This window comes from Bacteroides sp. ZJ-18, assembly GCF_011038705.2.
Lineage (GTDB): Bacteria > Bacteroidota > Bacteroidia > Bacteroidales > Bacteroidaceae > Bacteroides > Bacteroides hominis.
This window is the reverse complement of record NZ_CP072198.1, coordinates 78086-100105: the sequence shown is the minus strand read 5'-3', so window position 1 is coordinate 100105 and position 22020 is coordinate 78086. Positions and strand designations below refer to the sequence as shown.

Here is a 22020-nt window from a genome sequence, read left to right as displayed (position 1 = left end):
ATGTATTATCTGCTAATCTTAGTTCTGCTATTTCTGGCAGAACTTTTTTATTTCCGTATTGCTGATAAATGTAATATTATCGACAAGCCGAACGAGCGGAGTTCGCACACTCGGATTACTCTGAGAGGTGGAGGAATCATCTTCTATTTGGGTGCATTGACTTTTTTCCTGACGAATCAGTTTGAATACCCTTGGTTTACACTGGCTTTGACCTTGATCACTTTTATCAGTTTTGTAGATGATATCCGTTCTACTTCGCAGGGTTTGCGTTTGGTCTTCCATTTTATGGCAATGGCCCTGATGTTCTATCAATGGGGATTGTTCAGCTTGCCTTGGTGGACGTTGCTTGTCGCTCTGATCGTCTGTACGGGGATTATCAATGCCTATAACTTTATGGATGGCATTAACGGCATTACCGGCGGGTATTCATTGGTTATCCTGGTTTCTTTGGCATATGTGAATGCGGAAGTGATCTCCTTCACAGAACAGAGTTTTATTTATACGATGATTTGTTCTGTGTTGGTGTTTGACTTTTTTAATTTCCGTAAGAGAGCGAAATGCTTTGCCGGTGATGTGGGTTCGGTCAGTATAGCTTTTGTAGTCCTGTTCCTGATCGGGAGTTTGATTCTTCAAACGAAAGATTTCAGCTGGCTTGTATTGCTTGTTGTGTACGGGGTGGATAGTGTGTTGACGATCGTACACCGGTTGTTGCTACATGAAAATATTGGTTTGCCTCACCGGAAACATTTGTATCAGATCATGGCCAATGAACTGAAGATACCACACGTGGCAGTGGCATTGACCTATATGTCGGTGCAAGCTGGGGTTGTAGCAGGATATTTGGCATTGCGGGAGTATGGATATGGGTATTTATTAGGGAGTATCTTGGTGTTGGGTCTATTATACTTCCTATTTATGAAGAGATTCTTCTATTTACATAAATCAAATTAATTACTCATGGAAAACTTAACAGAGAATGATTTTCAACGTGTGGCAGATTGGCTTGGCGTTGAAATGGCAGTGGTAAAAGCCGTACAGACAGTTGAAACCGGTGGTCGTGGGGGCTTTGTGGCTCCGGGGCGACCGGTGATTTTATTCGAAGGACACATCTTTTGGCGTGAACTCAAGAAGCAGGGGCTTGATCCGGAGAAATATGTTGCGGGCAATGAAAATATTCTTTATCCTAAATGGGAGAAGGGGCATTATTATGGAGGGATAAGAGAGTATGAACGTCTGGAAAAGGCCCGGAAAATACATAAAGAAGCTGCTGACGCTTCCACTTCATGGGGAATGTTTCAGGTGATGGGCTTTAACTATGTGATGTGTGGGTATGGCAGTGTAGATGAAATGGTGAAAGATATGTGTACCGGAGAAGATAAGCAACTGGAGGCATTTGCGAGGTTCATTAAACTTGCTGGGTTACGGCCCAATCTGGAGCGGAAAGACTGGACCGGTTTTGCCAAAAGATATAATGGTTCCGGATATGCTCAGAATCAGTACGATAAAAAATTAGAAGAGGCTTATCGGAGATTTACGAAGTAGAAAAGAGATATACCCGGTTTTCGGGTGTAGATTTTTGTTTCGTCCCCAGCTTTATACTATATCGGGTATAAACCTGGGGACATTCCGTTAAACGGATATAATATGAATAATCGAACAATGGCAGAGTATGTGAAGTAGATGTATGAGAAAGAATTAAGTAATAACTCTGATAATGTGATGATTATAACTTGTTCTGTATAACTTGATCCGGACGCCTCATTTTCCTTTGTCATCTTCCTGCAAATGTTCACCTTTGCAATGTTGATCAACGCAATGTGAATAAAATCAGTGGTAATAACATTAAAAAAAGGAGATTAGGAATATGGCATTATTTTATAAAGCAGTAAAATCGACTATGGCAACTAAGGCCGGTGATAAGAAATGGCACTTGAACTTGGTGAAGGTAGGTAAAGTGGTATCTACTCAGCAATTGGCTGAAATGATTGCGGAAAAGTCGTCGTTGACTCCGGGTGATGTGCATAATGTGGTTCGGAACTTGATGACAGCGATGCGTAGTGCACTGCTGGACAGTAAGACGGTACGTCTGGACGGATTGGGTACTTTTACGATGAAAGCGCGTACACGGGGAAGGGGAGTGGACAAAGAGGAAGAGTGAATCCGAATCAGGTGGCAGCCCTTCTTTGTCATTTTACTCCTGAATATACTCGTCCTGCGGCTATCGGTACTACCCGAGCTTTGTTTCAGGGTGTTGAGTTTCAGAAGGCGAGTGGGATCGGTGCTTCGGGCAATAATGGTTCCGGAGGTGGTGATGGAGACATAGTAGATGATCCGACTGCGTAGTTGCATTTTTAATAGGATGAAAAAGATGAAGAAAAATAATTGGAACGTTATTTTGAAAGTGATTATTGCTGTAGCAAGTGCTATTGCCGGGGTGATCGGAGGGCAGGGATTGCTTTGATAGGCGGCTGACAGCTTCGGTTGGAATGATAAATGCCGGTGTCCGTTTGGAAGAGTGGATGCCGGCATTTTATTATATTACCTGTAGAACCGGGAATGCAAAAGAGCATTAATAATAGGGCCTATATAGTGGTGTGAATGATATTATAAGATAAAGGAGAATAAAATCTACATTAAAATGATCAAATTTTGTAAGTTTCTGTTTTTTTTGATATTTTTGTACAGTGGAATGGATTACTGAGATTACTGATATATGGTGACCTCGCACAAACGAACAAACAGAGTCTTATGGGAAATAATGTATCATTGCTGAAGTATGCACTGCTGATAGTACTTTTTTGCACCTCATGTGTAAAAGAAAAAGATTTGTATGAACCGTCGGGTAAGAATCCTGATGATACGGAAGAACTGGATTTATCATTTAAATTCTCTTTGAGAACCGATAAGCAGATCGGTGTGATGGCTACCTCTGCGAATGAGAAGGTGGCTGAAGGCATCTTGATAGGGATTTATCCCCAACAACCTTATGAGGAGGATGGGACTATTGTCATTAAGCCTCTTTATGTTGGTTATACAGATGTGGATGGATGCATTTATGCTATTATATCTGTTCCGGTAAATGTCGATAAGGTATATATAACTTCATTGACTGCCGGTTTTCCCGGTGTGCAGGAGGTTGATGTGCAACCGGGAATGACGTGTGTCTTGTCTGCCGTACCCTTTCAAGTCAGTACCAATGCTTCTACTCGCATGGCTGTTGCCCGGGGCGGGGCAGAGTTGGCGATTCCTGTCAGCCAGAAGCTAAGCAATCTTTATGAACTGTATAGTCCGTATGCGGATGCAGAAGTTGGGAAAGACGGCATCCCGCTTTTAAATGCTTCGCCGCTTGTTTCAAAAGAAGAATTGTCACCTAAATTTTTAAACCGGGTGAATAGTTGGTATCCGGAACAGAAGAATGTACAGGATGTGGATCTGAATAAGAGTTCGGATCTGGTGGTTACTGACGAACTGGGAGCAGAAGTGTGGGCTACGTATGTTGGTGATGGGGGATTCTATGTAAATAATAGGACTGTTTACAATGTTTTGACTTACTATAGTTATAAAGAAGGGGAACTCAATAAACGCGAAGATATACAGGGACATCGTATGACCTTGCTGTTGCCGAACACCCATCAGGAAAAATGTCCGTCGGGACTGAAAGTGCAATTATTATATTGGGACGGAAACAAGTATGATACAATATTTCCGAAGGGTACACGTATCGGTTTTGCCGTGGCACGTGACGGGTTAAACATGACGAATATCGCTACTGGCGGTGTAAACTCGAAGAGTGCCTATAAATTCCAGAATCAGACATTTCCTAATGCGAATGTAAATGGATTCTATTATTCTACTCCAACCTTGAATACAACTAAAAAAACAAATGCCGTGATCCGTAGCATGTCCGATTACAACTGCTGCATTATGGGGTTTGATATCCGTCCTTATGGCGATGCGAAAGCTGATTATGATTTCAATGACGTGCTGATAAAGCTTACCGCATCACCGGTATCGGCCGTTAAACCGGAAGAAGATATTCCGGTAATTGATGAATTCGCTCCTTCGGAGGCTGTTTATGGAACACTTGCTTTTGAAGACCAGTGGCCTAAGATGGGAGATTATGATTTCAATGATTTTGTGATGAATTATGCTTATGAGCTGGAGAAAGGAGATGATAATTCTATTACTGCCGTGAAATTGACTTTCACACCAATTGCGAAGGGGGCAGCCCCGTGGACGCATATTGGGGTCGGGATTGAACTTCCGCTTTCCGAGGACATTATTGATCGGTCAAAACTGGAAGGTGCTATTATTGAGGAAGGGAATGAATGGGCCACTTTTATTGTGTGGAACGATGTAAATGTAGCTTTGGGGACTACTGAGGGATATGTGAATACGGAAGGGACGGCAACCGGAATTTCCGGGACTCCCGCTGAAATAACCGTTCGGTTGAAAACTCCTGTCAGCAATCTGCAGACTCAAAAATTTAATCCGTTTATCTTTGTCAACAGCCGTCAAAAAGAGATTCATCTGGTAGATTATAAACCGACAAAGCATGCGGATGTTTCACTTTTCAAAACAGAAAATGATCGCTCGGATCCTGAGTCCGGAGTTTACTATCGCATGGACAACCGCTATCCCTGGGCACTTGATTTCCCACGTAAAGAAGCCTCCTCACCGGCATGGAAGTATCCGAAGGAGAGAATTAATGTCATACAGGCATATCCTAATTATGAAAAATGGGTGCTTGATCAATCGAACCTTTCGTGGTTTGATGCGAGTGTGTCGGGGAACGTGAATAAGGAATTCTTATATTAAGGAGAAAATAAAATCCTCCGTAGAAAAAGGCATCTACGGAGGATTATTTATTTTTTCTTTCTCAAGTCTCTTCCTTCAAATCGGCAAATTGCCTCTATCCACTCTTCGGTCAGTGGCTTGGATTGATGTTTCTCCAAGTCGAATGTCACCATGACCGAGCGACAAATACATTTCACTTCCATTGTTTCGGTATCGATAACCCGTTGCATCAGATGAAAACTTTTGGTTCCGATCTCACAGACGGCAGTTTGAACGGCAATGTGGTCGGATGAAAAAATCTGTGCCAGAAAGTCGGCTTCAATGTGTACTACTACAATACCATCTTTTTCCCAGTCAACACCCGGACAAACCGAGGCAAAGTATTCTGTTTTGCCGAGGTCGTAGAATGAAAAATAGACGGTGTTGTTGACGTGTCCGAACTTGTCTACGTCATTGAATCGTAGTTGTATAGGTAAACTGTGATGAAATTCGATTTCTTCCATTTGTTTTCTCTTAACCTTTGTTATTATTGGGCAAAATTAGTATTTTTGCACGTTATTCTCACAAGAAATAGATCAAGAAATGATAGAAGACATTAAAAAAGCTTGTCAAGTGATGAGCGAAGGCGGGGTGATTCTCTATCCCACCGATACGGTTTGGGGAATTGGCTGCGATGCTACCAATGAAGACGCTGTGCGCCGGGTGTATGAGATAAAACAACGTGCTGACAGCAAGGCGATGTTGGTATTGGTGGATTCGCCAGTGAAGGTCGAATTTTATGTGCAGGATGTCCCTTCGATTGCTTGGGATTTGATGGAAGTTGCCGATAAACCATTGACTATCATTTATTCCGGTGCTCGTAATTTAGCTTCAAATCTGCTTGCCGAAGACGGTAGCGTAGGCATCCGGGTGACGAACGAAGCATTCTCCCGTCGTTTGTGCCAGCAGTTTCGTAAGGCTATTGTTTCGACATCTGCCAATATCAGTGGACAGCCGGGAGCTGCCAATTTCAATGAAATCAGCGAAGAAATAAAATCGTCGGTAGACTACATTGTCAATTTCCGGCAGGATGATATGAGTCGTCCTAAACCATCGAGTATCATTAAACTGGATAAAGGTGGAGTGATTAAGATTATTCGCGAATAATGGAAAAAGAAAAGATAAGTTTATTACAGCGCTTTATTATTTGGCGCGAGAATAAGATTAAAGAAAAGCAGTTTATTCTCATTTTAAGTTTTCTGGTAGGTATTTTTACAGCTATTGCTGCATTGATCCTGAAGTTCTTCATTCATACGATACAGAACTTTCTCACAGATAATTTTAATACGACAGAGGCCAACTACCTTTATCTGGTCTATCCGGTAGTCGGTATTTTCCTTGCCGGATGGTTTGTGCGCAATATCGTAAAGGATGATATCAGTCATGGGGTTACGAAGATCCTTTATGCAATTTCACGTCGTCAAGGACGTATCAAACGCCATAATATCTGGTCGTCGACCATTGCCAGTGCCATTACCATCGGCTTCGGCGGATCGGTAGGAGCCGAGGCCCCTATTGTACTTACCGGATCGGCTATCGGATCGAATCTGGGAAGTATGTTCAAGATGGAACACCGTACGTTGATGTTGCTGGTGGGATGTGGTGCTGCCGGTGCCATTGGAGGTATTTTCAAAGCGCCGATAGCGGGATTGGTATTCACTTTGGAAGTATTGATGATTGATCTTACCATGTCATCCTTGTTGCCGTTGCTAATCTCGGCTGTTACGGCTGCTACTGTTTCGTATATTACAACCGGGCAAGAGGCTATGTTTAAATTTCATTTGGATCAGCCTTTTGAGTTGGAACGTATTCCTTATGTGATTCTTTTAGGTATCTTTTGCGGATTGGTATCACTCTATTTCACACGTGCCATGAGTTCTGTAGAAGGGGTATTTGGTAAACTGTCCAATCCGTATAAGAAGTTGGCATTGGGTGGTGTGATGTTGAGTGTACTTATCTTTCTTTTTCCGCCTCTTTACGGTGAAGGTTACGATACGATTGAATTATTGCTGAACGGTACGAGTAATGCCGATTGGGATACGGTATTGAATAACTCCTTGTTCTATGGATATGGCAATCTGCTGTTGGTTTATCTGGTATTGATTATCCTGTTGAAGGTATTTGCATCGAGTGCGACTAACGGTGGAGGCGGATGTGGTGGTATTTTTGCTCCTTCGTTGTATTTGGGATGTATTGCCGGTTTTGTTTTCTCCCACTTTAGCAATGATTTTGATTTTACTTCCACTTTACCGGAAAAGAACTTTGCTCTAATGGGAATGGCAGGAGTCATGAGTGGGGTCATGCATGCCCCGTTGACCGGTGTGTTTCTGATTGCTGAACTGACCGGTGGATATGACCTTTTTCTGCCTTTGATGATTGTTTCGGTCAGTTCTTATCTGACAATCATTGTGTTCGAACCCCACAGTATTTATTCCATGCGTCTGGCCAAGAAAGGACAGTTGCTGACCCATCATAAGGATAAGGCTGTACTGACATTGATGAAAGTGGAAAATGTAGTCGAAACAGACTTTGTCTGTGTACGTCCGGAAATGGATTTGGGTGAATTGGTAAAGGCTATTTCGACCTCCCATCGTAATATGTTTCCTGTGACAGACAAGGATGGAATTCTATTAGGCGTCGTGCTGCTGGATGATATCCGGAACATCATGTTCCGTCAGGAACTTTATCATCGTTTTACCGTTAGTAAATTGATGACTTCCGTTCCTGCCCGTTTGTATGATACCGACAGTATGGAACAGGTGATGCAGACGTTTGACGATACAAAAGCGTGGAACTTGCCGGTAGTCAACGAAGAAGGAAAGTATCTGGGATTTGTTTCAAAATCTAAAATATTTAATTCGTATCGCCAGGTATTGGTGCATTTCTCGGAAGATTGACGGGTTACAATTTCCGGAAACTTATAACTCATAGCTTTTTAAATATGAAAAAAGAAGATTTAAGAATCGTATATATGGGGACTCCTGATTTTGCAGTGGAGGCCCTACGCTGTCTGGTGGAAGGCGGCTATAATGTAGTCGGGGTGATTACAATGCCTGATAAACCTGCCGGCCGTGGACACAAAATCCAATATTCTCCGGTAAAGCAATATGCGCTGGATCATCAGTTGCCTTTATTACAGCCGGAGAAACTGAAAGATGCAGAATTTGTTCAGGCACTTCGCGAATGGAAGGCCGATCTGCAGATTGTTGTGGCTTTTCGGATGTTACCGGAAGTGGTATGGAACATGCCTTGTTTTGGAACTTTCAATCTTCATGCTTCTTTGCTTCCGCAGTACCGTGGGGCAGCTCCTATCAATTGGGCGGTTATCAATGGAGATACGGAGACGGGGATTACTACTTTTTTCCTGAAGCATGAAATCGATACAGGTGAGGTGATCCAGCAGGTGCGCGTTCCTATTGCTGATACGGACAATGTGGAAGTGGTGCATGACAAATTGATGCAGTTGGGCGGACGGCTGGTGATAGAAACGGTAGATGCTATTCTGGAGGGAAATGTAAAGGCAATTCCCCAGGAAGAAATGGCAGTGGTCGGGGAGCTTCGTCCGGCTCCGAAAATCTTCAAAGAAACCTGTAGGATTAATTGGAATCAGCCGATGAAACGGGTTTATGATTTTATCCGCGGGCTTTCTCCTTATCCTGCTGCGTGGAGTGAATTACTTAATCCGGAAGGTGAAGCGGTTGTAGTGAAAATCTTTGAGAGTGAGAAAGAAGAGAAAGTACATGCACTGACTCCGGGGAGCATTATTACAGATGGAAAGCACTTCCTGAAAGTAGCCGTGTCGGATGGGTTTGTAAATATCCTTTCTTTACAGTTGCCGGGTAAAAAGAGGCTGAAGACAGATGAACTTTTGCGTGGGTTTCATCTGACTGAGGCATTTAGGATGAAGGCGGAATAATTGGCGGTGAGGCTCTCTATCTTATGCTTTGATAGTGTAAAGGCAACGTACTGGAAAGCAGAGTCTGTCACTTGCAATTGTGGAATTGGAATAGAAGGAAAGAATTTCTGCCAAATAAACTGTTATAGAAGAGGGAGCTCTGATGTTTTTTTGTTAATTTTGTGCTATTATTAAAATATTGATGAATATGAAACCTATTATATCCCCTTCTATCCTTTCGGCAGATTTTGCATATCTGGCAAAGGATCTTGAGATGATTAACCGTAGTGAAGCCGACTGGGTGCACATTGACATTATGGACGGAGTATTTGTTCCGAATATATCCTTTGGCTTTCCGGTGCTGAAGTATGTTGCTAAGTTGACTCAGAAACCGTTGGATGTACATTTAATGATAGTCAATCCTGAGAAGTTTATTCCTGAAGTAAAGGCATTGGGGGCGCATATTATGAATGTACATTACGAAGCATGTCCACACCTTCATCGGGTGGTGCAACAAATCCGTGAGGCCGGTATGCAGCCTGCTGTTACCATAAATCCGGCCACTCCGGTAGCTTTGTTGCAGGACATTATCCGGGATGTATACATGGTGTTGATCATGAGTGTGAATCCCGGTTTCGGAGGACAAAAGTTTATTGAGCACTCGGTAGAGAAAGTACGTGAACTTCGTGAACTGATTGAGCGTACCGGATCGAAAGCGCTGATCGAGGTAGATGGTGGAGTGAATCTGGAAACAGGTGCCCGTCTGGTGGCTGCCGGGGCGGATGCGTTGGTAGCAGGAAATGCCATTTTTGCTGCTGAGAATCCGGAAGAGACGATTCATGCCATGAAAGGGCTGTAAGGCTGGCTTGTGAGCTTCCGGTATTTACATCGATATCCATTTTTACGCCTGCTATTACCTCTGATAGCAGGCTTTCTTGTTGGTAATTATTTGTTTTTCAAGGAGGTTTATATTCCGGATACCGTGTTGGTGGGAGTTTCTGCCGGATTATTTTTTCTGCTGCTGACAGTCTATTTTTCACGTCGCTATTCGTTTCGGTGGATATTCGGCAGTGTTGCCTATCTACTTGTTTTTGGGGCCGGAACCGGCGGCATGAATCAGGTTTTACAACAAACTGTATATGCTTTCCAAAAACAAGAATGCGTTTATCGGGCTATCCTGACTGATCGGCCCGACGAGAAGGAACATACTTTTCTCTGTCCGGCATTTCTGACAGAAAAACAAGACTCAGTGGGAGTCGTACCGGTGAATCGGAAAGTATTGCTTTACATTTCGAAAGATTCACTCGCCGGAAGTTTACATAATGGGGACGAGTTAGTATTGATGGCGCGCGTATCTCCACCTTCCAATAATGGTAATCCCGATGAATTTGATTATGCCTGTTATTTACGTTACAGAGGGATTGGAGGAGTTGCTTTTGTTGCAGAGGGAAAATGGCAGATAATCGGACACAGGATGTCCCGTTCCTTTCGGCAGATTGCATTGGACTGCCGGGACCGGATTCTGGATAAATATCGTGCTTTGAAGTTCGAACCGGATGAGTTTGCCGTACTTGCCGCGCTTACTGTTGGCTACAAAGAGGAATTAGGTGAAGATATTAGGGAGACTTATTCCGTGTCAGGGGCCAGTCATGTACTGGCACTTTCCGGACTTCATATCGGATTTTTATATATGCTGCTTCTTTTACTTCTGAAGTGGTTGCCGGGGAATGTTTGGGGGGTGAGGCTGTTTCGTGCGATAGTGATAATTACTGCATTGTGGGGATTTGCTTTCATTACAGGGCTGTCCCCTTCTGTGGTTCGTTCGGTTATTATGTTTTCATTGTTGGCTTTGTCGGTCTTATCCGGGCGTACGGGTATTTCACTTAATACGCTTGCGCTGACTGCATTTATTATGTTGGCGGTTCATCCTTTCTGGCTGTTTGATGTTGGATTTCAACTCTCTTTTTCGGCTGTTACTGCCATTCTACTGATATATCCCCGGTTGTTCAGGTTGCTTCCGATTGGTAATGGAGTATTAAAAAAAGTCTGGGCATTAATGTGTGTTTCGCTTGCTGCGCAGATAGGTACAGCCCCTTTGGTATTGTTGTATTTTTCCAGATTTTCCACCCATTTCTTATTGACTAATCTGTTGGTAATTCCACTTGTGTCGGTGATTATGTATTCAGCGGTTATTCTGCTGGTGGTCAGCCCTTTTTCTCAGCTTTATACCTGGTGTGCTGTGGCGGTGAAGTTTCTTATCGATTTACTGAATGCTGCGGTTCGTTGGGTAGAGCATCTACCGTTGGCATCTATCGATAATGTTTGGATTTATCCGGCGGAAGTTCTTGCCTTTTATCTGGCTTTGTTGGCCTGTATGCGTCATATGATGGTTCGTAGTGCGAAAAGTTTGTACCTTGTAGGTGTTTGCCTGTTGGTTACAGGTAGTCTTCATTGGGCATGGAGGATGGCTGACCGACCGGTGCAGAGCATTGTTTTCTATAATGTCCGGGGATGTCCGGTTGTACATTGCATTGAGTCTCAAGGTAAATCCTGGCTTGCCTATGCAGATAGCATTCCGGATGAAAGACGGCTTTCGCGTGCGGTAACCGGCTATTGGAATCGGTTACACCTGAATACCCCGATACCCATAACAAAAGACTATCGCTCTTCCGGCTTCTGGATGCAGGACCACCTGCTTCTGTTCGGTAATAAACGTATTTGTATGGTCAGTGATAACCGTTGGCGAAACAAAACTGCCGCTGAACCGTTAAACATAGATTATTTGTATTTGTGTAAGGGCTATACAGGACGATTGGAGTCATTGGCCCAACTGTTTCATTGCCGGGAGGTTATTCTGGATTCTTCTCTGTCCGCTTATTATAAGGGAGTGTTCAGTGAAGAATGCCGTCGGTTGGGATTGCATTTTATCTCCCTTTCCGACGAAGGTTCTGTGAGGTTTTTGCTCTAAGTACAAAGATTTATCGTATTTTTGCCAACTCATATTTATACAAACAAGTTATGCTGACTAAAGTAATTGCTCAAACCCATATTGATCATTTTACTAAATGGTTTGAACGGGCCGACAAAATAGTAATCGTATCCCATGTGTCGCCTGACGGAGATGCCATTGGCTCATCGTTGGGATTGTATCATTTTCTGGATTCTCAAGATAAAATTGTAAATGTAATTGTCCCTAATGCTTTCCCCGATTTCCTGAGATGGATGCCGGGTAGCAAGGATATTTTGCTGTATGACCGTTATAAAGAGTTTGCCGATAAGTTGATTATGGAAGCAGACGTCATCTGCTGTCTTGATTTTAATGCATTGAAGCGCATTGACGAGATGGCTGATATAGTAGCTTCCTCACCGGGACGTAAAATAATGATAGATCATCATCTTCATCCCGAAGACTTTTGTCGGATCACTGTTTCACATCCTGAAATTTCTTCTACTTCCGAATTGGTGTTTCGCCTGATTTGCCGGATGGGATATTTCAGTGACATTTCCAAAGAGGGGGCTGAATGTATTTATACCGGTATGATGACAGATACCGGAGGATTCACTTATAACTCTAATAATCGTGAGATTTATTTCATTATCAGCGAACTGCTTTCAAAAGGAATCGATAAAGATGATATCTACCGGAAAGTCTACAATACTTATTCCGAAAGCCGTTTGCGTTTGATGGGATATGTATTATCGAATATGCGGGTGTATAAAGATTATAATTCTGCGCTTATATCGCTGACCAAAGATGAACAGGGAAAATTTGATTATATCAAAGGCGATAGCGAAGGGTTTGTAAACATCCCGCTTTCGATTAAGAATGTCTGTTTCTCTTGTTTCCTCCGTGAGGATACGGAAAAGAAAATGATTAAGATTTCACTTCGTTCCGTAGGTAAGTTTCCTTGCAACCAGTTAGCTGCCGAGTTTTTCAATGGTGGTGGGCATCTCAATGCGTCAGGCGGAGAGTTTTACGGTACGATGGAAGAGGCTGTGAAAGTGTTTGAACAGGCATTGGAGAAATATAAGCCGCTTCTGAAACAATGAGGCTGCGGGTTGTCGGTTACAATTTATGAATAAGGAATGACAAGTGTATAACTTCTTGTTACTTTTGACTTATAGCCCATGGCTCCTTGCTCTTCCGTTAAAAGTTGAAAGTCAAAGGTTAAAAGACTTGAACTTTCTGCTTTTAAATCTAAAGATTCGACTAATTTAAAATACATTTGTACGGAATATACATAAGATACAGAAATGAAAAAACTTCTATTGTTATTTTTTTCCTTGTTAGCCTTCGGATATATGTTCCAGGCTTGCGACAATTCGAAGACTTATGCAGAAATGCTGGATGAAGAGAAAGATGCGGTAAACGCTTTTATTAAAAAGCACGATATCCGTACTATTTCTGAGAGTGACTTTGAAGCAAACGGATATAAGACGGATACGACCAAGAATGAATATGTAGCTTTCTCAAACGGAGTCTATATGCAGATTGTGGATAAAGGTATTGTTACCGATAAACCGGAGAACGATTCTATCAAAAATAATAATATTGTAGCTGTACGCTTCGTGGAACATGATATTAAGGCCAATGATACTACTTGCTTCAATGTGGTGCTTCCCGGTTTTGAAAACTATCCGAACTACTATACTTATCCGGATGTATTCCGTTACGTAGATAATGGAACTTCGGTGGCCGGTGTATTCACAGAAGGTTCGATGTATGCCAAATATGGTACGACAGACGTTCCTCCCGGATGGCTACTTGCTTTGAAATATGTTACCAACTATGCCCATGTGAGAATGATTGTACCTTCAAAGATGGGGCATCAGAGTGCTAACCAATATGTAAACCCCTATTTCTACGATATTCGTAAATTCCAGAAAGCATTGAACTAAAACTACTAAATAACCAATTTTCTAAAACAACAACCTATGACTCTAATCAAATCTATCTCTGGTATCCGTGGAACCATTGGCGGAGGCGCAGGCGAGGGACTGAATCCGCTTGACATTGTAAAATTCACGTCGGCTTATGCCACTTTGATTCGCAAGACATGCAAATCGAACAGTAACAAGATAGTAGTGGGCCGCGATGCCCGCATCTCGGGTGAGATGGTGAAGAACGTTGTAGTCGGTACCTTGATGGGTATGGGCTGGGACGTGGTTGATATCGACCTTGCTTCTACCCCGACAACAGAATTAGCTGTGACAATGGAAGGGGCTTGCGGAGGGATCATCCTGACTGCATCACACAACCCCAAGCAGTGGAATGCACTGAAATTACTGAACGAACACGGCGAATTTCTGAATGCAGCCGAAGGACAAGAAGTGCTTCGCATTGCTGCGGCTGAAGAATTCGATTATGCAGATGTTGATCATCTGGGTTCTTATCGCAAAGATCTTACTTATAACAAAAAACATATCGACAGTGTATTGGCGCTTGACCTGGTAGATGTAGAAGCTATCAAGAAAGCTAACTTCACTGTAGCCATCGATTGCGTAAACTCCGTAGGGGGTATTATTCTGCCTGAACTGTTGGAACGTCTGGGAGTGAAACACGTAGAAAAACTCTATTGCGAACCGACCGGTAATTTTGCCCACAATCCCGAACCTCTGGAAAAGAATCTGGGTGATATCATGAACCTTATGAAGGGGGGAAAAGCAGATGTCGCATTTGTTGTTGACCCTGACGTAGACCGTCTGGCCATGATCTGCGAGAACGGTGTGATGTATGGTGAAGAATATACATTGGTCACAGTGGCCGACTATGTACTGAAACATACTCCGGGTAATACGGTATCTAATTTGAGCTCTACACGTGCTTTGCGCGATGTGACCCGTAAATATGGTATGGAGTACAATGCTTCTGCAGTAGGTGAAGTGAATGTAGTGACCAAGATGAAGGCAACCAATGCGGTGATCGGAGGTGAAGGTAATGGTGGAGTGATTTATCCTGCCAGCCATTACGGACGTGACGCTTTGGTAGGTATCGCATTATTCCTTAGCCATTTGGCTCACGAAGGCAAGAAGGTGAGCGAGTTGCGTGCAACTTATCCTCCTTATTTTATTGCTAAGAATCGTGTAGATCTGACTCCGGAAATAGATGTAGATGCTATCCTTGCTAAGGTAAAGGAAATCTATAAGAACGAAGAAATCAATGATATCGACGGTGTGAAGATTGACTTTGCAGACAAGTGGGTACACTTGCGTAAGAGTAATACCGAAGCCATTATCCGTGTATACAGTGAAGCATCGACTATGGAGGCTGCTGAGGAAATAGGACAGAAGATTATGGATGTAATCAATGAATTGGCTAAGTAAAGATTCTAAAAAATAATCGAAGGGCTGCATTGACAACGATGCAGCCTTTTTTATGAATTATAATGGAATAATCTTTTAAAAATCATAAGATTGTCCATCTTTTAAGAAATAAAGTCTATTTTTTGCGAATGATATTTCTTGTTCCTTTGTACCTTTAATTAACCCTCTTATATCGTATATCATGAAATTGAGACTTTCTTTGTTTACTGTAGTGGTCGGTCTATTTTTCTTGTTTTCTGCTATGTCGGCTACTGCTGCACCTTTTACCTCTTCTTCGTATCCTGCTTATACTATCCCTGTGGAACAGGAAGGAGTTCGACAGCCTGTAATACTGCTAAATGGAATCTGGCAATTTAAATATTCACCCCAAAGCAAATGGACTACAATTAAAGTTCCCGGTGAGGCAGCTATGCAAGGATATGCCATAGAACACGACAAGCCTTTTTTCTACCGGAAATCGTTTACTATTCCTGCCGATTATGCCGGAAAACGTATTATTCTCCGTTTTGACGGAGTTTACAGCCATGCCAAATTAAGTGTCAATGGGCAGTTGGTGCGCGAACATCACGGTGGCTTTACTCGTTGGGAAACCGATATAACAGCACAGGCCCGTCCAGGGAAGAAAAATGAAATACAGTTGGAAGTGACCGACCGGCTGGATGAAATCTCTTATGCTTCGGGATATGCACATCACCCTGTTGGAGGGATTCTTCGGGATGTGACTTTGTTCACGTTACCTGTTACCCATCTTTACGATATTAGTGTAGAGACTCATTTGGACTCATTGTACCGAGATGCTGTCCTTCGTTTTGCCTGTACATCTGCCGGAAATGAACCTGCTGAGGTCCGGTTGCAGCTGACAGCTCCTGACGGAAAACCTGTACAACTTCCTCAGGATTGTTTTCCGTTGAAGGCAGGAGCAGAAGAACAGGTCTGGTCACTGCCTGTTTCACGTCCGTTGAAGTGGGATGCTGAACATCCGAATTTATATACCTTGACTGTTGTACTTCTGCAGGATCGGAAAGAAATCAGCCGTTTTATCCGTGAAGTGGGATTTCGTGAAGTTAAAATAGCAGGTAATCGTATGTTGGTGAACGGACAGCCTGTGAAATTGCGCGGAGCTTGCCGGCATGATATTCATCCCACTCTGGGACGAACCACTACCGCTGAATTGGACAGCCTTGATGTACTTCTGTTCAAAGAGGCGAACATGAACTTTGTACGTACGTCGCACTATCCTCCTTCTGAAAGATTCCTGGAATACTGTGACCGTTATGGGGTGTATGTAGAGAGTGAGACTGCTGTCTGTTTTGTAGATACTTATCGGCAGAAAAACTATGCTCCCGGTAAAACACAAAGCAATCCCGAATATACTGACCGTTATCTGGGACAGTGTCAGGAGATGGTGAAGAGTTTCCGCTCTCATCCGTCTATTTTGTTTTGGAGTATCGGTAATGAGAGTGTGTATGGTACTAACTTTCAGCTTTGTTGGGACTGGGTGAAGGCAACAGACACGACTCGTCCCGTTATTTTCAGTTATCCGGGATCGGTAGACACAAAGGAGAAAATTTATGATATACTCAGTATGCACTATCAAGATGTGAACGGTAACCTTTCGCAATGGGGAATGAATACCCGCCACTTTCAGGGACATGGGATTCCTGCTCTTTTTGACGAATGGGCACATCCGGCCTGTTATACTTATTCTACTTTGCAGACTGACCCGAATATCCGTGAGTTCTGGGGAAAATCACTTGACATGATGTGGAGTGGACTGTTTGATGTGCCCGGAGGATTGGGAGGAGCTATTTGGGGGTATGTAGATGAAACTTTTGCTTTGCCTGTGCCCAAAGCCGGTACTTCGTTCTGGAAAGAGTTTGCCCACACAGCCAAGCCCGAAGGCTATCAAGGTAATTGTGTAGGTTATGGTGAGTGGGGAATCGTAGATGTATGGAGACGTCAGAAACCGGAATTTTGGGCTACGAAGAAAGCGTATTCGCCGGTGCGTCTGTTAGTTGATGATATTCGTAACTTCACTTCCGGACAGCGTTTGGTGCTTCCGGTTTATAATCGCTTTGATCATACGAGCTTGAACGAACTTCAGATGAGTTATACTTATCGGGGGGTGAAGAAGAATCTTGCACTTCCGGCCATTCCGCCCCATCAGAAAGGGAGCATAGTGATCCCCGCTGGCCGGTGGGAAGAAGGTGAGCATCTGTTGATTGAATTTAGGACGGCCGATGGAAGCCTGATCGACACTTACCGTCCGATACTCGGAACGGAGAAGATTGTTTTTCCACCTGTGCTTGACGGAAATAAGCTATCGGTGGAAGAAACCGGTGATTGGGTGATCATTCGTGGGGAAGGTTTTGAAATACCGTTCAGTAAAGAGACAGGGTTGATTACACAAGCCAAAGCCGGCGACCGGGTACTGATAGAAAAAGGACCTTTCCTGAACTTGTATATTAACCTGAATCATTTGACAGGAGCGGAAGTACGCAAAGCAGCTACGCGGTTTATGATTTTGGAAGAGGACTGGAAGAAAAGTGCATTCAGTTACCGGCAGGAAACAAACGGAGATGTATATATCGACCTTGCCGGAAATTATAAGGAGGTAACTGTTGATTTTTCGATAAAAATAACTCCCGATGGACAGTTGGAGGTGGATTACCTGACAGATGGAGCTCCCAACGGATTTCTGCGTGAAACAGGTTTGTCTTTCCATCTGGCAGATGCCATACAGCAGTTGGACTGGAAACGTAAAGGGTATTGGAACTATTATCCGGAAAAAGCTTTTGCTGGAAATGAAGGAAAGACTGCTTTATACATTTCGAAGCAGGCTGCTTACGGTAAAGAACCCCTTCAACCTTGGGGAGACGATACACACAACTATTATTATTGGGCAGATGCAGGAGCCAATTGTCGCTACCCGTTGACTCAAACCGCTAAGGGGATGAAAGAAAACATCTATTATTATACTCTTTCGACAGCTTCCCCTTCTATCCATCAGCTTTCGGTTTTGTCTACAGATGCTTCGGTGGCATGCCGGATCAATAAACAACCGGATGACCAACTGATTCTGTATGTCAACAATTGCTGGGATTATCCCGAAATAGCATGGGGGAATTTTTGCAAAACCCTTGAAGCGCTGCCTTGCTTCGGAAAAATAAAGATGAGGCTTAAATAATAATAATTCAATAAAACCCAAGAACAATACAATAATAACATGAAAAAACTGATTTTACTTCTCGTACTGATTTTTTCGTTGCCTGTCGCGGCGCAGAACTTTACGATCGGGAAGAATACCTTTCTTTTAAATGGCAAGCCTTTCACAGTAAAGGCTGCCGAGTTGCATTATACCCGTATTCCGGCACCTTACTGGGAACATCGCATCGAGATGTGTAAGGCATTGGGCATGAATACTATTTGTCTTTATGTGTTTTGGAACATTCACGAGCAGACTGAGGGTAAATTTGACTTTACCGGACAAAATGATATAGCAGCTTTCTGCCGTTTGGCACAGAAGCACGGAATGTACGTTATTGTCCGTCCAGGTCCTTATGTCTGCGCCGAATGGGAAATGGGCGGACTTCCCTGGTGGCTATTGAAGAAGAAAGATATCGTTCTCCGTACACTCGATCCTTACTTCATGGAACGTACAGCTATTTTTATGAAGGAAGTTGGCAAGCAGCTCGCACCTTTGCAAATTACCCGGGGAGGGAATATCATTATGGTACAGGTAGAAAATGAATACGGTGCCTATGCTGTTGATAAACCTTATGTCTCGGCGATTCGTGACATCGTGAAAAGTGCCGGGTTTACTGAGGTTCCCCTTTTCCAATGTGATTGGAGCAGTACTTTCGACCGGAATGGTCTGGACGATCTGCTTTGGACTATCAACTTTGGTACGGGAGCCAACATTGAGCAACAATTTAAACGTCTTAAGGAGGCTCGTCCGGACACACCGTTGATGTGCAGCGAGTTTTGGAGTGGGTGGTTTGATCATTGGGGGCGCAAACACGAGACTCGTCCCGCCAAGAGTATGGTACAGGGCATAAAGGATATGCTTGACCGCAATATCTCTTTCAGTCTTTATATGACACATGGGGGTACTACTTTCGGCCATTGGGGAGGTGCCAACAACCCTGCTTATTCTGCTATGTGCAGTTCGTATGATTATGACGCTCCCATCAGTGAACCGGGATGGGCTACAGATAAATATTTCCAACTGCGTGATCTGCTGGAAAACTATTTGCCTGCAGGTGAACAGTTACCGGCTGTTCCCGTAGCTTTTCCGGTCATAGAGATACCCGAGGTGAAGTTTACGCGGGTGGCTCCCCTCTTTGCCAATCTGCCGGAAGCGAAACAGAGCACGGATATACAACCGATGGAAGCTTTCGATCAGGGATGGGGAACTATTTTGTATCGGACTGTTTTACAGCAGCCTGTAGATGCCGGTACGACGATGAAGATTACAGAAGTACACGATTGGGCACAGGTTTTTGCGGATGGTAAACTATTGGCTCGCCTCGATCGCCGTCGTGGTGAATTCACTTTGCAGCTGCCGGCTTTGAAGAAAGGGACCTGCATCGATATTCTGGTAGAAGCTATGGGGCGTGTCAACTTCGATGAATCCATCCATGACCGTAAAGGTATCACTGAGAAAGTAGAACTTGTCTGTGATAAGCAAACCACGGAGTTGAAGAACTGGACAGTTTACAATTTCCCGGTCGATTACTCATTTGTGCAAGACAAAAAATATAAAAGTGGAACGGCCCAGACAATGCCTGCTTATTATAAGGCCACTTTCCATTTGGATAAAGCCGGCGATACGTTCCTTGACATGAGTACCTGGGGTAAAGGTATGGTATGGGTCAATGGTATTGCTATCGGACGTTTTTGGGAGATCGGTCCGCAACAAACACTTTTTATGCCCGGTTGTTGGCTGAAAGAGGGAGAAAATGAAATAATTGTCCTCGATCTGAAGGGACCTGAGAAAGCCTCTGTTCGCGGTCTGAAGAAACCCATACTGGATTGGTTGCGTAATGAAGGTGCTTCTACCCATCGAAAGAAAGGTGAACAACTGAATCTGAAGCAGGAAATTCCTGTTGCTACAGGTACGTTTACTCCGGGTAACGGATGGCAGGAGATCCGTTTGGATCGTCAGTATACCGGACGCTTCTTCTGCCTCGAAGCTCTTTCGGCCCAAGACGGAAAGAAGGTCGCAGCCATTGCCGAACTCGATGTGTTGGGAGCAGACGGCAAACCGATTTCGCGTGAAAAGTGGCGGATACGTTATGCCGATAGCGAAGAGACACGTAGTGGTAACTGTACGGGAGATAAAGTGTTCGATCTTCAGGAATCTACTTATTGGATGACTGTTGCCCGTGATGCTTATCCGCATCAGTTGGTTATTGATTTGGGAGGTGACTATACTGTAACCGGTTTCCGCTATTTGCCCCGTGCGGAAAAAGGATACCCTGGTATGATAAAGGATTATCGGGTGTATGTCAAAGGGGAAGAGTTTCAATACTGAAACAGGAATTTCCACTGAAGATTAGGTAGATAGATTGTGAATGTTATAAGATCCAATTATAACATTCACAATTTATTACTCTATGCTGTCTGATTTCAAAATTACAGAGATGTTTTCTTGAACATATCTTTTCGGTTCATAGAAAAATATTCGGGGGAAAAATGGTAACATAATAAATGTTTTGTATCTTTGACCAAAACATAACTTTAAAACATGATGAACACAAAATCTTTTTTCATGGTTGCCATTAGCGTATTTGTTTTGGCATCTTGTAATTTAAATCAAGTCAACCAAACGGGTCTATTAACCGCTTCCGTTCGTGAAGCACTTCATTCGCCGGCAACTTTGTCTATTGCTGATGAGATAGAGTCAGTCGAATATATCCCTTTAGAAATGACCAGTGACAATGCTTCATTGATAGACGGTGTAGTCGATTTTGCCATCACAAGCAAATATATTTATGTATTGGTGGGCAAGGAAGCTCGTATCGTACTGTTCGATCGCCAAGGACACTTCTTGCGTACATTTCTTCGCCAAGGTCAAGGTCCCGATGACTTTAATGGTATGATAGGTTTTATACAGGCTGATGAGACTGATAACCGTTTCTACGTCATCGGCAATAAGGTTGGCGTATATACATTGGAAGGCACGTTTGTGGAAGACCTACCTATAAATTCTCCCATCATCTATGCTCATCACCTCGGTAGTAAGCGCATTGGCGCCATCGCCATGCCTCTTATGCCTTTCCAGGGTGGCAGTTTTGGTATTGGTATATTTCAAGAGGATGGCGAGGCGATAATCACCAAGAATGATTTCTATTCGCCGTTGGTGCCTCGAGAAGATTCAGGCTTTACATTTGGAGTAATGGGTTCACCTTCAGGTGGAAAGCAGTCTTCAGTCTTGTTTAAAACAGCCAGTAACGATACTGTTTTTCGTTTGTCGGCAGACACCATACAGCCTGTTTTAGTGGCCGGATTAGGCAATTCGGATGAAGAGGTTATTCGTGGACTCAATATTCGAGATATTAAAAGGTTTCCTGCTGATGGCGATATTTTTGTAAGCGATATTTTTGAGACACCTCGTCGTTTTTATTTGCGCATGATGTTGAACAAGAAGTATTATGTGGCTTCGGTGGATAAACACAGTGGAGAAACAGTTGTGGAACAGTGTGATATTCCTGAGACAAGTGCTTCCAACTTAGCTGATATCAATATGCAGTTAGGCATGGTAGGTAGTAAGGGGTATAACCAGTTTCCGGTATGGGGGCGTTCTTTAGGAAATAATCTGGTGCAGGTTGTGACACCTTACGAGATAGAGACGTTTGAAGAACATACAAAAATTACTATACCACAAGAATTGCAAAAGAGAAACACGAATGAAAACCCGATTTTTATCATATATAAGATAAAATAATATTCTTAATATATCG

Annotated in this window: 16 protein-coding genes and 1 pseudogene; 16 read left to right on the top strand and 1 reads right to left on the bottom strand. The window is 43.3% G+C overall.

Annotated features, from left to right (window positions below; genetic code table 11):
- The 5 genes and pseudogenes from G7Y45_RS00425 to G7Y45_RS00405 all read left to right on the top strand — a co-directional run bounded on the left by G7Y45_RS00425 (window position 1) and on the right by G7Y45_RS00405 (window position 4818).
- Window positions 1-951: a glycosyltransferase family 4 protein gene (locus G7Y45_RS00425; RefSeq protein WP_165017509.1), complete on the top strand. Its 951-nt coding sequence runs from the start codon at window positions 1-3 to the stop codon at window positions 949-951.
- A gap of 6 nt (window positions 952-957) precedes the next feature.
- Window positions 958-1542 (top strand): N-acetylmuramidase family protein, encoded by a 585-nt coding sequence (locus G7Y45_RS00420; RefSeq protein WP_165017506.1) that lies wholly within the window; start codon window positions 958-960, stop codon window positions 1540-1542.
- A 322-nt stretch (window positions 1543-1864) separates the two neighbouring features.
- Window positions 1865-2343: pseudogene (locus tag G7Y45_RS00415) on the top strand (HU family DNA-binding protein).
- Between the two features lie 25 nt (window positions 2344-2368).
- Window positions 2369-2461, top strand: coding sequence for a smalltalk protein (locus G7Y45_RS00410; RefSeq protein ID WP_005781518.1), 93 nt, complete (start codon window positions 2369-2371; stop codon window positions 2459-2461).
- 287 nt (window positions 2462-2748) lie between these two features.
- The gene (locus G7Y45_RS00405; RefSeq protein ID WP_165017503.1) at window positions 2749-4818 is read left to right on the top strand and encodes an LruC domain-containing protein; all 2070 of its coding nucleotides are present in this window, start codon (window positions 2749-2751) and stop codon (window positions 4816-4818) included.
- Window positions 4819-4865: 47 nt separating this feature from the next.
- Here G7Y45_RS00405 and G7Y45_RS00400 read toward each other — a convergent pair whose 3' ends face one another.
- Complete coding sequence (locus G7Y45_RS00400; RefSeq protein ID WP_005781514.1) at window positions 4866-5300, bottom strand: thioesterase family protein; 435 nt, start codon at window positions 5298-5300, stop codon at window positions 4866-4868.
- A 79-nt stretch (window positions 5301-5379) separates the two neighbouring features.
- Here G7Y45_RS00400 and G7Y45_RS00395 point away from each other — a divergent pair, with 79 nt between their 5' ends.
- The 11 genes from G7Y45_RS00395 (at window position 5380) to G7Y45_RS00345 (ending at window position 22004) form a co-directional block, all read left to right on the top strand.
- Window positions 5380-5943, top strand: a complete 564-nt coding sequence (locus tag G7Y45_RS00395; protein WP_005781511.1) for an L-threonylcarbamoyladenylate synthase — start codon at window positions 5380-5382, stop codon at window positions 5941-5943.
- Complete coding sequence (locus G7Y45_RS00390; RefSeq protein WP_005781508.1) at window positions 5943-7733, top strand: chloride channel protein; 1791 nt, start codon at window positions 5943-5945, stop codon at window positions 7731-7733. Before G7Y45_RS00395 ends, G7Y45_RS00390 begins: the two co-directional genes overlap by 1 nt.
- A 44-nt stretch (window positions 7734-7777) precedes the next feature.
- On the top strand, window positions 7778-8752 hold the full coding sequence (gene fmt, locus G7Y45_RS00385; protein WP_165017500.1) for a methionyl-tRNA formyltransferase: 975 nt from the start codon (window positions 7778-7780) through the stop codon (window positions 8750-8752).
- Window positions 8753-8939: 187 nt separating this feature from the next.
- Window positions 8940-9590, top strand: a complete 651-nt coding sequence (rpe, locus tag G7Y45_RS00380) for a ribulose-phosphate 3-epimerase (protein ID WP_005781503.1) — start codon at window positions 8940-8942, stop codon at window positions 9588-9590.
- A 9-nt stretch (window positions 9591-9599) separates the two neighbouring features.
- The gene (locus G7Y45_RS00375) at window positions 9600-11699 is read left to right on the top strand and encodes a ComEC/Rec2 family competence protein (RefSeq protein WP_165017497.1); all 2100 of its coding nucleotides are present in this window, start codon (window positions 9600-9602) and stop codon (window positions 11697-11699) included.
- Window positions 11700-11749: 50 nt separating this feature from the next.
- Window positions 11750-12781, top strand: coding sequence for a bifunctional oligoribonuclease/PAP phosphatase NrnA (locus G7Y45_RS00370; RefSeq protein WP_005781501.1), 1032 nt, complete (start codon window positions 11750-11752; stop codon window positions 12779-12781).
- A 204-nt stretch (window positions 12782-12985) separates the two neighbouring features.
- Window positions 12986-13630 (top strand): DUF4827 domain-containing protein, encoded by a 645-nt coding sequence (locus tag G7Y45_RS00365; RefSeq protein ID WP_005781500.1) that lies wholly within the window; start codon window positions 12986-12988, stop codon window positions 13628-13630.
- A 36-nt stretch (window positions 13631-13666) separates the two neighbouring features.
- The gene (glmM, locus tag G7Y45_RS00360; RefSeq protein ID WP_005808542.1) at window positions 13667-15055 is read left to right on the top strand and encodes a phosphoglucosamine mutase; all 1389 of its coding nucleotides are present in this window, start codon (window positions 13667-13669) and stop codon (window positions 15053-15055) included.
- Window positions 15056-15236: 181 nt separating this feature from the next.
- Window positions 15237-18242, top strand: a complete 3006-nt coding sequence (locus G7Y45_RS00355) for a glycoside hydrolase family 2 TIM barrel-domain containing protein (RefSeq protein ID WP_165017494.1) — start codon at window positions 15237-15239, stop codon at window positions 18240-18242.
- 39 nt (window positions 18243-18281) lie between these two features.
- Window positions 18282-20591 carry a beta-galactosidase gene (locus G7Y45_RS00350; protein WP_165017491.1) on the top strand — a complete coding sequence of 770 codons (2310 nt, stop codon included), beginning with the start codon at window positions 18282-18284 and terminating at the stop codon, window positions 20589-20591.
- Between the two features lie 216 nt (window positions 20592-20807).
- Window positions 20808-22004: a 6-bladed beta-propeller gene (locus G7Y45_RS00345; protein ID WP_165017575.1), complete on the top strand. Its 1197-nt coding sequence runs from the start codon at window positions 20808-20810 to the stop codon at window positions 22002-22004.
- The last annotated feature ends 16 nt before the right edge of the window (window positions 22005-22020 follow it).

Coding starts and splice junctions, on each gene's coding strand:
- glmM (WP_005808542.1), top strand. CDS start 13,667: ATGACTCTAATCAAATCTATCTCTGGTATCCGTGGAACCATTGGCGGA.
- G7Y45_RS00345 (WP_165017575.1), top strand. CDS start 20,808: ATGAACACAAAATCTTTTTTCATGGTTGCCATTAGCGTATTTGTTTTG.
- G7Y45_RS00370 (WP_005781501.1), top strand. CDS start 11,750: ATGCTGACTAAAGTAATTGCTCAAACCCATATTGATCATTTTACTAAA.
- G7Y45_RS00390 (WP_005781508.1), top strand. CDS start 5,943: ATGGAAAAAGAAAAGATAAGTTTATTACAGCGCTTTATTATTTGGCGC.
- G7Y45_RS00395 (WP_005781511.1), top strand. CDS start 5,380: ATGATAGAAGACATTAAAAAAGCTTGTCAAGTGATGAGCGAAGGCGGG.
- fmt (WP_165017500.1), top strand. CDS start 7,778: ATGAAAAAAGAAGATTTAAGAATCGTATATATGGGGACTCCTGATTTT.
- rpe (WP_005781503.1), top strand. CDS start 8,940: ATGAAACCTATTATATCCCCTTCTATCCTTTCGGCAGATTTTGCATAT.
- G7Y45_RS00425 (WP_165017509.1), top strand. CDS start 1: ATGTATTATCTGCTAATCTTAGTTCTGCTATTTCTGGCAGAACTTTTT.
- G7Y45_RS00355 (WP_165017494.1), top strand. CDS start 15,237: ATGAAATTGAGACTTTCTTTGTTTACTGTAGTGGTCGGTCTATTTTTC.
- G7Y45_RS00410 (WP_005781518.1), top strand. CDS start 2,369: ATGAAGAAAAATAATTGGAACGTTATTTTGAAAGTGATTATTGCTGTA.
- G7Y45_RS00420 (WP_165017506.1), top strand. CDS start 958: ATGGAAAACTTAACAGAGAATGATTTTCAACGTGTGGCAGATTGGCTT.
- G7Y45_RS00350 (WP_165017491.1), top strand. CDS start 18,282: ATGAAAAAACTGATTTTACTTCTCGTACTGATTTTTTCGTTGCCTGTC.
- G7Y45_RS00405 (WP_165017503.1), top strand. CDS start 2,749: ATGGGAAATAATGTATCATTGCTGAAGTATGCACTGCTGATAGTACTT.
- G7Y45_RS00365 (WP_005781500.1), top strand. CDS start 12,986: ATGAAAAAACTTCTATTGTTATTTTTTTCCTTGTTAGCCTTCGGATAT.
- G7Y45_RS00400 (WP_005781514.1), bottom strand. CDS start 5,300: ATGGAAGAAATCGAATTTCATCACAGTTTACCTATACAACTACGATTC.